This window comes from Pseudomonas sp. LBUM1657 (genome assembly GCF_059716075.1).
This window is the reverse complement of the sequence record NZ_CP166799.1, coordinates 3,068,839-3,082,575: the sequence shown is the minus strand read 5'-3', so window position 1 is coordinate 3,082,575 and position 13,737 is coordinate 3,068,839. Positions and strand designations below refer to the sequence as shown.

General features: G+C 60.5%; 12 protein-coding genes. 10 read left to right on the top strand and 2 right to left on the bottom strand.

The window, feature by feature from the left end; all coding sequences use genetic code 11:
- Positions 1-64: 64 nt before the first annotated feature.
- Genes ACA055_RS14150 through ACA055_RS14140 form a run of 3 tightly spaced genes read left to right on the top strand, consistent with a single transcriptional unit; the run spans position 65 to position 3,747 of the window.
- Positions 65-1,078 (top strand): iron ABC transporter substrate-binding protein, encoded by a 1,014-nt coding sequence (locus ACA055_RS14150; RefSeq protein ID WP_497684206.1) that lies wholly within the window; start codon positions 65-67, stop codon positions 1,076-1,078.
- 3 nt (positions 1,079-1,081) lie between these two features.
- Complete coding sequence (locus ACA055_RS14145) at positions 1,082-2,680, top strand: ABC transporter permease (RefSeq protein ID WP_497684205.1); 1,599 nt, start codon at positions 1,082-1,084, stop codon at positions 2,678-2,680.
- The gene (locus ACA055_RS14140) at positions 2,677-3,747 is read left to right on the top strand and encodes an ABC transporter ATP-binding protein (RefSeq protein ID WP_497684204.1); all 1,071 of its coding nucleotides are present in this window, start codon (positions 2,677-2,679) and stop codon (positions 3,745-3,747) included. Before ACA055_RS14145 ends, ACA055_RS14140 begins: the two co-directional genes overlap by 4 nt.
- 9 nt (positions 3,748-3,756) lie before the next feature.
- Here ACA055_RS14140 and ACA055_RS14135 read toward each other — a convergent pair whose 3' ends face one another.
- Positions 3,757-4,602: a site-specific integrase gene (locus ACA055_RS14135; RefSeq protein ID WP_497684410.1), complete on the bottom strand. Its 846-nt coding sequence runs from the start codon at positions 4,600-4,602 to the stop codon at positions 3,757-3,759.
- A gap of 408 nt (positions 4,603-5,010) precedes the next feature.
- Complete coding sequence (locus tag ACA055_RS14130) at positions 5,011-5,976, bottom strand: LysR family transcriptional regulator (RefSeq protein ID WP_497684203.1); 966 nt, start codon at positions 5,974-5,976, stop codon at positions 5,011-5,013.
- Between the two features lie 307 nt (positions 5,977-6,283).
- On the opposite strand from ACA055_RS14130, the gene argH reads away from it, so the two are divergent.
- The 7 genes from argH to ACA055_RS14095 all read left to right on the top strand — a co-directional run bounded on the left by argH (position 6,284) and on the right by ACA055_RS14095 (position 13,622).
- Positions 6,284-7,711, top strand: a complete 1,428-nt coding sequence (gene argH / locus ACA055_RS14125; protein ID WP_497684202.1) for an argininosuccinate lyase — start codon at positions 6,284-6,286, stop codon at positions 7,709-7,711.
- 156 nt (positions 7,712-7,867) lie between these two features.
- A complete protein-coding gene (locus ACA055_RS14120) occupies positions 7,868-8,746 on the top strand; it encodes an amino acid ABC transporter permease (protein ID WP_497684201.1) in 879 nt (292 codons plus the stop codon).
- 10 nt (positions 8,747-8,756) lie between these two features.
- Positions 8,757-9,521 (top strand): amino acid ABC transporter ATP-binding protein, encoded by a 765-nt coding sequence (locus tag ACA055_RS14115; protein WP_497684200.1) that lies wholly within the window; start codon positions 8,757-8,759, stop codon positions 9,519-9,521.
- 53 nt (positions 9,522-9,574) lie between these two features.
- Positions 9,575-10,399, top strand: coding sequence for an ABC transporter substrate-binding protein (locus tag ACA055_RS14110; RefSeq protein ID WP_497684199.1), 825 nt, complete (start codon positions 9,575-9,577; stop codon positions 10,397-10,399).
- Between the two features lie 148 nt (positions 10,400-10,547).
- On the top strand, positions 10,548-11,396 hold the full coding sequence (locus tag ACA055_RS14105) for a polysaccharide deacetylase family protein (RefSeq protein ID WP_497684198.1): 849 nt from the start codon (positions 10,548-10,550) through the stop codon (positions 11,394-11,396).
- Positions 11,389-12,276, top strand: a complete 888-nt coding sequence (locus ACA055_RS14100) for a polysaccharide deacetylase family protein (protein WP_497684197.1) — start codon at positions 11,389-11,391, stop codon at positions 12,274-12,276. The genes ACA055_RS14105 and ACA055_RS14100 overlap by 8 nt, the downstream gene beginning before the upstream one ends.
- Positions 12,273-13,622, top strand: coding sequence for an MmgE/PrpD family protein (locus ACA055_RS14095; RefSeq protein WP_497684196.1), 1,350 nt, complete (start codon positions 12,273-12,275; stop codon positions 13,620-13,622). Before ACA055_RS14100 ends, ACA055_RS14095 begins: the two co-directional genes overlap by 4 nt.
- Positions 13,623-13,737: the final 115 nt, after the last annotated feature.

The following is a 13,737-nucleotide window of genomic DNA, read 5'->3' as shown; positions in this document are numbered from 1 at the left end:
TAATTGACGACCGTCCCGGTCGAGTCTGTGAGCACGATTCTAAAAAATCAGGAGCTGCCCCAGCATGATTCCCCGCATCCCTTATTTTCTCAAACAGGCAGTGCTGGTGACGGCACTGTTAAGCGCCGGCCAGGTGTATGCAGACCATGGCGAAGCCATCGTGGTCTATAACGCCCAGCATGAAAGCCTGACTAAAGCCTGGGTCAAGGGTTTTACCAAGGAAACCGGCATCAAGGTCACCGTGCGCAACGGCGACGATACCGAGATGGGCAATCAGATCGTGCAGGAAGGCGCCGCGTCCCCGGCCGACGTGTTCCTGACCGAGAACTCACCGGCCATGGTGCTGGTCGACAATGCCGGGCTGTTTGCACCGGTGGCGCCGGCCACGCTGGAACAGGTCGATGCGGCTTACCGCCCGGCCCATGGCAAATGGGTGGGCATTGCGGCGCGCTCCACCGTATTCGTCTACAACCCGAGCAAGCTGCCCGAAGCCGAGCTGCCCAAGTCGCTGATGGACCTCGCTGGCCCGAACTGGAAAGGTCGCTGGGGCGCTTCGCCCGCCGGTGCCGATTTCCAGGCGATTGTCGCTGCCGTGCTGGAACTCAAGGGCGAAGCCGCCACCCTCGAGTGGCTCAAAGGGATGAAAACCAACTTCACTGCCTACCGTGGCAACAGCACCGTGCTTAAAGCGGTCAATGCTGGTCAGATCGACAGCGGCGTGATCTATCACTATTACCGCTTCGTCGATCAGGCCAAGACCGGCGAAAACAGCAAGAACACTGCATTGCACTACTTCAAACACCAGGACCCCGGCGCCTTCGTCAGCATCTCGGGCGGTGGCGTTCTGGCGTCCAGCAAACACAAGGACCAAGCCCAGGCGTTCATCAAGTGGGTGACCGGCAAAGACGGCCAGGCCATCCTCAAGACAGGCAACTCCTTTGAATACGCCGTGGGCAAAAACGCTGAATCCAACCCGAAACTGACGCCTTTGCAGCAGCTTGACGCGCCGAAAGTCGACGCCTCAAAACTCGACAGTAAAAAAGCCGTGGAGCTGATGACTCAGGCCGGATTGCTCTAATTGATGCCTGAAACCCTACCGGCGGGTGTTGCCGAGGCGATACCCGCGAACTTGCGGCGACGGTCCCGTGGTGTTTTTGCGGGACGTGGCGGCGCGTGGGTGATCGGTTCGGCACTGCTGGTTTCATTGCTGGCGCTGCTGCCGATTGCCTTCGTTATCGGCGTGTCCTTCGAGACCGGCTGGGCCACCCTTGTACCGCTGGTGTTCCGGCCACGGGTCGGCGAGTTGCTGATCAACACCGTGTTGCTGGTGGTGATCACAATTCCCCTGTGCGTCGCCCTCGGCGTGGCGCTGGCATGGCTGACCGAGCGCACCGATGTGCCGGGGCGCCGCTGGTGGTCGTTGCTGGCGACCGCGCCTTTGGCCGTGCCGGCCTTCGTTCACAGCTATGCCTGGGTCAGCCTGGTGCCGCCGATTCATGGGTTGTTTGCCGGGGTGCTGGTCTCGGTTATCGCCTATTTTCCATTTCTTTACTTGCCGATTGCCGCGACCCTGCGCCGGCTCGATCCAGCCATTGAAGATGTCGCTGTATCTTTGGGCCTGAAGCCCTGGGCGGTATTTTGTCGCGTGGTGCTGCCGCAATTGCGCCTGGCGATCTGCGGCGGCGCGTTGCTGGTGGGCCTGCACTTGCTGGCCGAATATGGCTTGTACGCAATGATCCGCTTCGACACCTTCACCACGGCGATCTTCGATCAGTTCAAATCCACCTTCAACGGCCCTGCCGCCCACATGCTGGCCGGTGTGCTCGCACTGTGCTGCCTGATGATGTTGACCGTCGAATCCGCCGCACGCGGTAACGCGCGTTATGCCCGGGTCGGTTCGGGAAGTGCCCGAGAGCAGCGGATCGTGCACCTGAAGGCGGGGGCATCCGTACTCGCGTTGACGTTGCTGGTCGTCACCTGCGCACTGGCGCTGGGTGTGCCGTTGATCACCCTGAGTAAATGGCTGATTGCCGGTGGCACCCACGTCTGGCAACTGAATGAGCTGTTGCCGGCGCTGGAACAGACTCTGCTGTTCGGCATCTCGGGGGCGCTCCTGACTACCCTGGCGGCCATCCCGATTGCCTGGCTGTCGATTCGCTCACCGGGACGTCTGCAACGGATACTGGAAAGCTGTAACTACATCACCAGTTCGTTACCGGGGATTGTCGTGGCCCTGGCGTTGGTGACGATCACGATCCAGTTCGCCCGGCCGATCTACCAGACCACGATCACGGTGCTGCTGGCCTATCTGCTGATGTTCCTGCCCCGCGCCCTGGTGAGTTTGCGCGCCGGTATCGCCCAGGCACCGGTGGAACTGGAACACATGGCCCGCAGCCTCGGTCGCTCACCCGCTCGGGCATTGTGGTTGATCACCCTGCGCCTGGCCGCACCCGGCGCCGCAGCAGGGGCCGCGCTGGTGTTTCTGGCGATCACCAACGAATTGACCGCTACCCTGCTGCTAGCCCCCAACGGCACGCGCACCCTGGCCACCGGGTTCTGGGCGATGACCAGCGAAATCGATTACGCCGCCGCGGCACCCTATGCCCTGCTGATGATTTTGCTGTCGCTTCCGTTGACCGGGCTTCTTTATCACCAATCCAAACGAACGGCTGGCCGATGAACGCGCTCGAACTGCACTCGATCTGTAAGACCTACGGTTCCCAACGAGCCCTGGAAGACATCAGCCTGTCGGTGCCGACCGGCAGTCGAACGGTGATCGTCGGTCCCTCCGGCTCGGGCAAGACCACCTTGCTACGAATGATCGCCGGCTTCGAATTCCCGGACTCCGGCCGCCTGACGCTCAATGGCCAGACACTCGTCGACAGCACCCATGAGGTGCCGGCGCATCAGCGATTGATTGGTTATGTGCCCCAGGACGGCGCCCTCTTCCCGCACATGACCGTGGGCGCCAACATCGGCTTCGGGCTGTCGACCAAGGGCCTGGAAAAACAACAGCGCATCGCCGAATTGATGGACAGCGTTGCGCTGGATTCGAACATGGCCGGGCGCTGGCCCCACGAGCTATCCGGCGGTCAGCAACAACGCGTGGCGCTGGCGCGAGCCCTGGCGCAACAGCCCCGCCTGATGTTGCTGGACGAACCGTTTTCGGCACTTGATACCGGCCTGCGCGCCGCCATGCGCAAACTGGTCGCGCGGCTGCTGGCCGACGCAGGTGTCACCACCATCCTGGTCACCCATGACCAGAGCGAAGCGTTGTCGTTCGCCGATCAGTTGGCGGTAATGCGCCAGGGCCGGCTCGTGCAGTCGGGGCATCCGCTGGACCTGTACCGCTACCCCGACGACGAACAAACCGCCTTGTTTCTCGGTGAAGCGGTGGTCATGCCCGCCAGAATCGAAGCGGGCTGGGCCCATTGCGATCTGGGGCGGATACCGGTCAACAATCACAGGAACAACAAATCAGCGCAGATCATGTTGCGGCCGGAACAGTTGCAGCTGGTCAGTATCCAGCCCGGTCCCGCCGAGGCTGTCGGGTGTCGCGCCGTGGTGACCGAGCGGGATTTCAGCGGCAATAGCTGCACGTTGACCGTGGAGTTGGAGTCGCTGGTTTCCGGGGCGCCGCCAGGTCGATCACTGATGGTGCGCAGTTCGGGCATGTATGCGCCACCCACGGGGAGCGCGGTTCATGTCTCGACAATCGGCCATGCGCATGTCCTGAGCGAAGCCTGAACCCATCCGTCAAAGATCGAAGCGGTCGACAGCCCGCCGCCGCTCGTTGTCATCGCGCACGTCGTAGTTGGCCGTCGTCTGGATATTGCTGTGATGAGCGAGTTTTTGCGCGATCGACAGGTCGTGTTCCTCGATCACCCGGGTAATGAACGAGCGCCGGAAATCATGCGGCATGATTTTCACCCCGACCTGCGCCCCCCGTTGCCGTGCGATGTAGTAGATCGCATGTTTGGTGATGCGCTCGCGGGTGATGTGACTACCGCGGCGGATACGGTTGAACAGGAACGGGTCGTCGACTTCGCCCTCCTTCAATTGCGAGCGGCGCAACTCCAGCCAGGCGTCCAGTTTGGCGAACGCCCAGGCCGGTGCGTACTTGATCAGTTGCTTGTTGCCCTTGGCGGTGACCTGCAGGCTGCGCTCGGTGAAATCGACCTGGTTCAGATCCAGGTTGACCGATTCGGACTTGCGCATCCCCGAACCGTACAAAATACCGATGATCGCGGCATCCCGTAATCCTTGTGGCCGGGGATCGGCGGCACAGACCTCCATCAATTCCTGGATCAAACTGCGCCGCAAATTGCGCCCCTGTGACAACCGCGTGCCGGCAATGCCCTTGACCGAGCGCATTTTCAGCAAGTGCTCCTGACTGATCAGGCTCATGCGCCAGGCTTCGTTCATCACCCCGCGCACCGCGTTGACGTACAGCGAAGAGGTGTTCGGCGCGTAGCCGTCGGTGCGCAGCGTTGCCACCAGCGCGATCACATCCTCGGGCTGCAACTCGTGCCAGGGAATCTCCTCGATGTTCATGTCGTCGAAACCCAACCGGTCGGCGGCGTCCTGCAACACGTAACGCATGGTCAGTTGGCTGGACGGCGCCAACCGCGCCAGATACAGAGTCAACGGGTTGGGTTTTGGCGTATTTGCAACAACAGCGGGTAAGTCAGTCAAACGAAACGGCCTTGAATAAAAATACAAAAGGAAGGCAAAACGAAAGGTAAAGAATTGATCGGCCGTTACGCTGCCGTTCATGGCGGGGAAAGTCAATTGTCATGCCGAGCGCGGCGATAGATGAACTGAAACATGGCCCGGCTGATCTTGGAGTTGCTATTAAGAGGCATTGAATTCGTGATGCATTAGCGATCCCATGCGAAGAACCTGTGGGAGCGGGCTTGCTCGCGAAGAGGCCCTAAAAGCCAACATCAATGTTGAATATCAGTCCGTCTTCGCGAGCAAGCCCGCTCCCACAGGGGATGTATTAAGCCATCAGGCCGTCGCCTTCAAATCGACCCCCAACGCCTGGGCAAACGCCTTGACGAGGGGGCTACGCACAGTGTTGTGGCGCAGGATCAGATTGAACGGCGTGACGATGTTGATCAGGTCCGGACGCACTGCGCGAAACTGCCCCTGGGCGACCAGGTTAGCCGCATAGTGCTGCGGCAGGAAACCTACGAACCGGCCGGTCTTGACCAGCAGCGCCACGGCTTCCACCTGGGTCGCCGAGGCGGAAAAGCTGTCGTAGCGGGCATAGTTCAGTTTGTCGCGATGGATCGCGTAGCGATGGTTGATGCACTCGTAATCCCGCAGCACGTCACTACTCATTTCGTCATCCGGCACGTCGAACAGCGGGTGACCCACCGCGCAATAAACCTCGGAGCGTTCTTCGTACAGCGCGTAGTAATCAAACTCTTCACGTTTTTGATAAACCGGCACAATGCCGGCGACCAGGCGTCCTTCAACTACGCCGCGCTCTACTTCATCTAACTGAGACGCCTGTAGTTGAAACCTTACTTTCGGCGATTCGTCATTCATCCTTCTAAGCGCAGCAACTAACGGTGAATTTGAATCGGAGATCGTATTATCAATAACTCCCACTCCAAGATCACCGATTAGTTCATTCTGCGCTGAACTAAGGCGATCACGAAAGTTATCGACCGAGGCAAACAGGTCGATCGACGCCTGATACACCAGACGCCCCTCTTCAGTCAGGTGAAAGCCTTCGCGCCCACGGGTACACAAGCGCATGCCGATGCGAATCTCGAGGTCGGAGATCTGTTTGCTGATGGCTGCCAGCCCCACATTCAGCTCGTTCTGCGCCGCACTGAAACCACCTGCCTCGACCACGGCCTTGAACACTTTGAGCAGTTTGAAATCCAGACCACTGAGCGTCAGCGGGGCTCGATGTGCCGTTTTCGGCGGCGGGTTTCCGGAATTGGAAAGTGGGGTTTCCATAATGCTTATTTACCTCTGGCGCCCTATTCAACACTCTGTGTCCAACAACAAAAACATAGCTGGCCAATAATAATGAACACAGAAAACCAGGCTTGGCAACCGTTAATAAATCCCGCACATCAGTGCCAACTCACTGATTTCGAACTATTAAAAGCTGACACTTCGATCAGCTCTCGCAACGATGCAACTGCGCTATTCCCCTGCCCTTGAATATTGATTAGGCCGAACCACGCCCGAATGATTTGCGGCGAGTGTTCCAGGCCCGGCACACCGATTTCCGTTCGCTTCACCGACGAGGAAAACAACAATGTCTCAAACCACCGACCGTCTCTGGGGTGCTCGCTTCAAAAGCGGCCCGTCCGAAGCCCTGGCGGCCCTGTCCCGTTGCCCCGAGCGCTACTTTCGCCTGACCCCGTACGACCTCGCCGGTTCCAAGGCCCATGCCCGCGAACTGCAGCGCGCCGGGCTGTTGAGCGAGCAAGAAACCCAGACCATGCTCGACGCCCTGGAGCGCATCGGCGTTGATTTCCGCGCTGGCAGCATCGCCCCGACCCTCGACGACGAAGACGTCCACACTTTCATCGAGCGCCTGCTGACCGAACGCCTCGGTGCCCTGGGCGGCAAACTGCGCGCCGGTCGTTCACGCAACGACCAGACCGCCAATGACCTGCGCCTGTTCCTGCGTGATCACGTCCGTACCCTGGCGGTGGAAGTACTCGCGTTGCAACAAGCGCTGGTGGATCAGGCCGAGCAACACATCGAGACCATCTGCCCCGGCTTCACCCACCTGCAGCAGGCTCAGCCGATCGTATTCGCCCACCACTTGCTGGCCCACGCCCAATCGATGCTGCGTGATGTGCAACGCCTGGTGGATTGGGATGTACGCACCTCGCTGTCGCCACTGGGCGCGGCGGCCATGGCCGGTTCCGCCATCGCTCGCCTGCCTCAGCAGTCGGCCAAGGAAATGGGCTACAGCGGCGTGTGCGAAAACTCTATCGACGCCGTGGCCAGCCGCGATCACGTCGCCGAATTCCTGTTTATCGCCAGCATGCTCGGGATCAACATTTCCCGTCTCGCCGAAGAGTTTTGCCTGTGGTCGTCGCGGCAATTTCGCTGGGTCGCGCTGGACGATGCCTACGCCACCGGTAGCTCGATCATGCCGCAGAAGAAAAACCCGGACATCGCCGAACTGGCACGAGGCAAGGCCGGCCGCCTGATAGGCAACTTGACCGGCCTGCTGTCCACCCTCAAATCCCTGCCGCTGTCCTACAACCGCGACTTGAGCGAAGACAAGAACGGCGTGCTCGACAGCGTCGACACCTTGCTCCTGGTGCTGCCGGCCATGGCCGGGATGGTGGCGACCATGAAGGTCAACGTCGAAGAGCTGCGTCGTCAGGCGCCGCTCGGTTTCACCCTCGCCACCGAAGTCGCCGACTGGCTGGCCATGCGCGGCGTGCCGTTCAAGGAAGCTCACGAAATCACCGGCGCACTGGTCCAGGCCTGCGAGAAACACGACATCGAGTTGTGGGAAGCCTCCCCGGCGCTGCTGGCCGAGATTGATCCACGCCTGACCTCGCAAGTGCGCGAAAGCCTGACCCTCGAAGCCGCCATCGCTGCCCGCAGTGGCTGGGGTGGTACGGCACCGCAACAGGTGCGCGAGCAGATCGGCCGCTTGAAGACCGCCCTCGCCGCCCAACAGCAATGGACCGAGAACTATCAGGGCTTTCGCCTTTGATACATGGGGCACCGCAATACCAATGTGGGAGCGGGCTTGCTCGCGAAGAGGCCCGGTCAGTCGACATCAATGTTGCCTGACCCAGCGCTTTCGCGAGCAAACCCGCTCCCACAGGGATTGAGTTGGACCTGAAATACCAGCGTACGGAGAAAAAACATGAGCCAGACTCAGGCAGAACGACTCCAGGCGGAGCGCAAACTGGCGGACAACCAGTTCGATATCACCCAGTATCACCACGTGCCACGGCGTTACTACGGGCGGATTTTCTTCGCCACCGTGATCGTCATCGCGATTTTCGGCCTGTTGCGGGCCTTCGCCGAAGGCAAGATCGAATGGTCGTACATCGGCCAGTTCCTCACCTCCCAGGCAATCATGTGGGGTTTGCTCAACACGATCGTCATGGCCGTTCTGGCGATGGCCCTGGGCATCGTCTTCGGGGTGATTACCGCTGTCATGCGCATGTCGGCCAACCCGATCCTGCGTTATGTGGCGGTGACCTACACCTGGCTGTTTCGCGGTACGCCGCTGATTCTGCAACTGCTGTTGTGGTTCAACCTGGCGCTGATCTTCCCCACCATCGGCATTCCCGGCCTGTTCGAAATGGACACCGTGAGCCTGATGACGCCATTCGTGGCCGCTCTCCTCGGCTTGAGCATCAACCAGGGCGCCTACACCGCCGAAGTGGTCCGCGCCGGCCTGCTGTCGGTGGACACCGGGCAGTACGAAGCCGCCAAGTCGATCGGCATGCCGCGCCTGCAAGCGCTGCGCCGGATCATCCTGCCCCAGGCCATGCGGGTGATCATTCCGCCCGTCGGCAACGAGTTCATCGGCATGGTGAAAATGACCTCCCTGGCGAGCGTCATCCAGTACTCGGAACTGCTCTACAACGCACAGAACATCTACTACGCCAACGCCCGGGTCATGGAGCTTTTGATCGTCGCCGGTATCTGGTACCTGGCCACGGTCACCGTCCTGTCCTTCGGTCAAAGCCGTCTTGAGCGTCGTTTCGCTCGCGGCGCCGGCAAGCGTTCTTGAGGAGTCCGACATGAGAAGCATCGTCAAGGCCGTGAGCCTGAACAAGTACTACGACCATTTCCACGCCCTCAAGGACGTCAACATCGAAGTCGATCAAGGCGAAGTGCTGTGCATCATCGGCCCGTCCGGCTCCGGCAAAAGTACCTTGCTGCGCTGCGTCAACCAGTTGGAAAAGATCGACAAGGGCGGCCTCTGGGTCGACGGCGAACTGGTGGGTTACCGGGTCGTCGGCAACAAACTGCACGAACTCAACGAGTCGCAGATTGCCCGCCAGCGCCTGGCCACCGGCATGGTGTTCCAGCGTTTCAACCTGTTCCCGCACATGACTGTGCTGCAAAACATCATCGAAGGGCCGTGCCAGGTGCTCAAGCGTTCGCCGAAAGAGGCGCATGAAGAAGCCGTGGAATTGCTCGCTCGCGTCGGCCTGGCCGACAAGCGCAACAGCTACCCGATCGAACTCTCGGGTGGTCAGCAACAACGCGTCGCCATTGCCCGTGCGTTGGCCATGCGGCCCAAGCTGATGTTGTTCGATGAACCCACTTCGGCACTCGACCCGGAACTGGTCGGTGAGGTGCTGTCGGTGATGCGCGATCTGGCGCAAACCGGCATGACCATGATCGTCGTCACCCATGAACTGGGCTTCGCTCGCGAGGTTTCCAACCGCATGGTGTTCATGGACGGCGGGCAGATCGTGGAGGCTGGAAGCCCCGAAGAAATACTAATAAGTCCGCAAAACCCACGCACCCAAAGCTTCATTTCTGCCGTTCGAACCTAAGCGCCAGTCTCCGAAACCAAGAGCTGCGTAATAACACTCATAAGAGAACGACCATGAAGAACATAGTTATCCCAGCAGTACTCGCAGGCGTTATGGCTTCCGGCTTCACCTTCGCGGCCGAACTGCCGGCCAGCATCAAGGCCAAAGGCGAGATCGTGGTTGCGATCATGCCGAACTACCCGCCAATGGATTTCAAGGACCCGGCCACCAACACCCTCACCGGCCTGGACGTTGACTTGGGCAATGCCCTGGCCGAGCGTCTGGGCGTGAAGATCAAATGGCAGGAAACCGGCTTCGAGCAAATGATCAACGCCTTGACCACTGACCGAGTGGACATGGTGCTGTCGGGCATGACCGATACCGCCGAACGTCAGGCCAGCGTGACCTTCGTCGACTACTTCACCAGCGGTCCGCAGTTCTACACCTTGCAGAAGAACAAGGATTTCAACGAGATCATCGACCTGTGCGGCAAGAAAGTCGGCACCAGCCGTCGCACGACGTTCCCGGCGGAAATCGCCGAGTGGAGCAAAGCCAACTGCGAAGCCGCCGGCAAACCTGCGATCAACGTGATCGGCACCGAAGGCTCGGCCGATGCCCGCGCGCAATTGCGTCAGAGCCGTATCGATGCCGCCATGCAGGGCAGCGAGACCTTGTCGTACCTGAAGACTCAGGAAAAAGACATGTACAAAACCGTGGGCCTGCCGATCTCCGAGCAGTTCACCGGGCTGGGCGTGAGCAAGAAAAAACCTGAGCTGAGTGAAGCGGTGAAAGTGGCGTTGCAGAGCATGATCGATGACGGCAGCTATCAGACCATCCTGAAGAAGTGGGACCTGGAATTGGGCGCGATCAAGACAGTGACCATCAACGCTGGCAAGTAAGCACCTGAGTGATGCCCATTGTGGGAGCGGGCTTGCTCGCGAAGGGGTCTTGTCAGCCAGCATTGATGTTGAATGACACACCGCATTCGCGAGCAAGCCCGCTCCCACAGGTTTTGTGTTTTACCTATGAATTCATGGAGTGCCACTGATGTCCTCCTCACCCCCACCCACCTGGCCCGACCAGCACAAGGCCTGTCTCGCCCTGGCCTTCGATCTCGATGGCCCGACCGGCGATGCCATGCTCAATGGCTCGATCTGGCGCAAGCCCGAGTACTTCGGTTTCGGTGGTTACGGGCCGTACCGGGCCCTGCCGCGGATTCTCGATTTGCTCGATGACTTTCGCATCCCGACGACGTTCTTCGTGCCGGCCTGGGTTGTGGAGAACTGGCCGAAACAATGCCAGGCGATTGTCGAGCGCGGGCATGAAGTGGCCTATCACGGCTACAAACACGAATCCTTTTACGCCCTGACGCTGGAACAGCAAAAGGACGTGATGAACACATCCCGCGAGGTGTTCTGGAAGCATCTGAATATCCGCGCCGAAGGTTTTCGCACCCCGTCCGGCGATTGGCGAGCCGAGACGCCGGCGATGCTGGTGGAAGCCGGCGTCACGTACTCCAGCAGCATGCGCGGCGATGACCGGCCGTACCTGGTGAATGTGCCGGGCTTTGATACGCCGCTGGTGGAAATCCCCGGCCGCTGGGAAATGGATGACTACGCCTCCATCGCCTACACCCGCGCACCGGACTTTCCTTCAGGACTGGACCGCACCGCCAGCTATGAACTGACCCTCGACAACTGGTGCCGCGAGTACGACGGCGCCATGAATGAAGGGTTGTGCCTGACCACCCTGTTCCACCCCAAGATCACCGGCAAACCGGGACGCATCCTGTTGCTGGAAAAACTCTTCGAACACATGCGCCAGCGTGACGACGTGTGGTTCGCCACGTGCCGCGATGTCGCCCAGTGGTGGCTGAAGGAGCATCACCATGGCTGATTCCACTGTCTGGCCCAAAGGCTATCGCTGTGCGGTGGTGCTGACCGTCGATTACAACGACATCCACGGCATTCTGACTCAAGCGCCGGAAGTCGCCGGGCGCGACAAGACCTTGTCCGTGTGGCGCTACGGGACCCAACGCGGTGTTGATCGGTTGCTGGGTTTGTTCGCAGAACTGGGGGTGTCCAGCACCTGGTGCATTCCCGGCATCGTCGCCGAGGAAAATCCCGAGCACATCCGCGCAATTCAGGCCGGTGGGCACGAGATTGCCTGCGCCGGTTATCGCCACCAGAACTACGACACCCTCAATCTGGCCGAACAGAGCGCCGAGATCGCTAAGGGTTGCGCAGCCTTGACCGCGTTGACTGGCCAGCGTCCGACGGGGTTTCGCCTCCCGGCCGGTAACGGTGCGCCGGGTTTCATCGAGGCGCTGAAGGACCACGGCATTCGCTGGTCTTCGTCATGGCGCGGCGACGATTTACCGTTCGCGCATCCCACGGCGCCCGATGTGATCGAACTGCCGTTGCACTACGAACTGGAAGACGAACCCTACTTCGCCTTCAACCTAAGCCCGGCCGTGCCGCCGGCACAATCGCGGATCGCCTCCTACAGCCACACGCTAGGCAACCTGCAAATGGACTTCGCCGGGTTTCACCGGTTTGGCCTTTGCTACGTGCTACGGCTGCACCCGGAAATCATCGCGACGCCGGGACGGATTGGCGTGTTGCGCGAATTGCTTCAGGGCATTCAGCAGCACGATGACGTATGGATCGCCACGGCTGGCGAGGTCGCGCAATGGTGGGCGGATTCGGCGGCGCAAGTGCCCGAGGACCATCCAGCATCAGTGTATGAACGCCATTACCGGGATTACCTGTCATGACGGAACGCATGCAGCGACTGGCGCAGTTCTGCGTCGATACGCGATTCGAAGACTTGCCTCCAACGTTGGTGGCGCAAGCGAAACGGCACATTCTCGACACCTTCGGCGCGACCCTGGCCGGGGCTGGCAGCGATATCGCCAAACAGGCGCGCCTGATATTCGAGGGTGAAGCGGGCAACACATTGGTCTGGGGCACCGATCTGCGGGTCGGCGCGGCTCAGGCCGCGATGCTCAACGGTATCGCAGCCCATGCGCTGGAACTCGACGACACCGGTGGCTGCGATCATTCCGGGGCGGTGGTGCTGCCGGCGGTCATGGCCGCTGTATCGATGTCGGCACAACCTGTTAGCGGTCGTGAATTGATCACGGCGGTGGTGATCGGCTACGAAATCGGTCGTCGGGTGCTTGAAGCCTGTGGCAGCTACTCCGCTCATAACGGCGCCGGTTGGCATTCCACCGCAACCTGCGGGGTGTTCGGCGCGGCGGCGGCCAGTGCACGGATTCTCGGACTGGATGCCGGGCAAACTCTGTCGGCGCTAGGCATTGCGGGCAGCTTCAGTGGCGGTCTGTGGGCTTTTATCCACGACGGTTCGCAAAGCAAAAAACTTCACAGCGGCCGCGCCGCGGAAGGCGGATTGCTCGCGGCGCGGTTTGCCCAACACGGCATCACTGGACCGACAAAGCTGTTCGATGATGTCTGGGGCGGGTTCCTCAAGACCCTGGCGGCTGAGACGGCACAACCTGAAGCGCTGGATGCCGACTTGGGCGTCGTATGGAAACTCGCCCGCTGCTCGATCAAGCCTTATGCCTCATGCCGCGGGACTCATTCGGCAATCGACGCATTGGACCTGTTGCTGGATCAACTGCGGGTCAACGCGGATCAGGTCGAAGACATTCAGGTGTCGCTGTGCGGTTTTCTACGGGACATGTGCGGCGGCCAGGAGGTGAACTCGCTGGCGGCGGCGCAGATGAGTTTGCCGTATGCCCTCGCCGCGCGGCTGGTCCATGGCCATTGCGGGCTACAGGCCTATGACGAAGCGCAGCGCAGCCATCCGCAGATTGCCCAATGGATGGCGCGCATTCGCCTTGAAGTGGACCCGCAACTGTCAGAGGATGGCGAGCCCGTCCTGAGCCTGCGGACCGTGGACGGTCGACAGGCGAGCCTTTGCGTTGAGGTGCCATTGGGGGCGCCGGGCAATCCGCTGAGTGATGCGGCGCTGGAATTGAAGTTTTTTAGCCTGGCGACACGGGTGATGCCGCGGCACCAGACTGAAGAGTTGCTCGGGCGGTTGTGGCAGTTGGAAACGCTTGAATCGGTTCATTCGCTTGATCGGTGGCTGAGTTGAGAATTGCGCTGTCAGTGCGGGCCTCTTCGCGAGCAAGCCCGCTCCCACAGTTGATCGCATTTCCCTGTGGGAGCGGGCTTGCTCGCGAATGGCAGCGCCACGGTCTCCCGCCGAA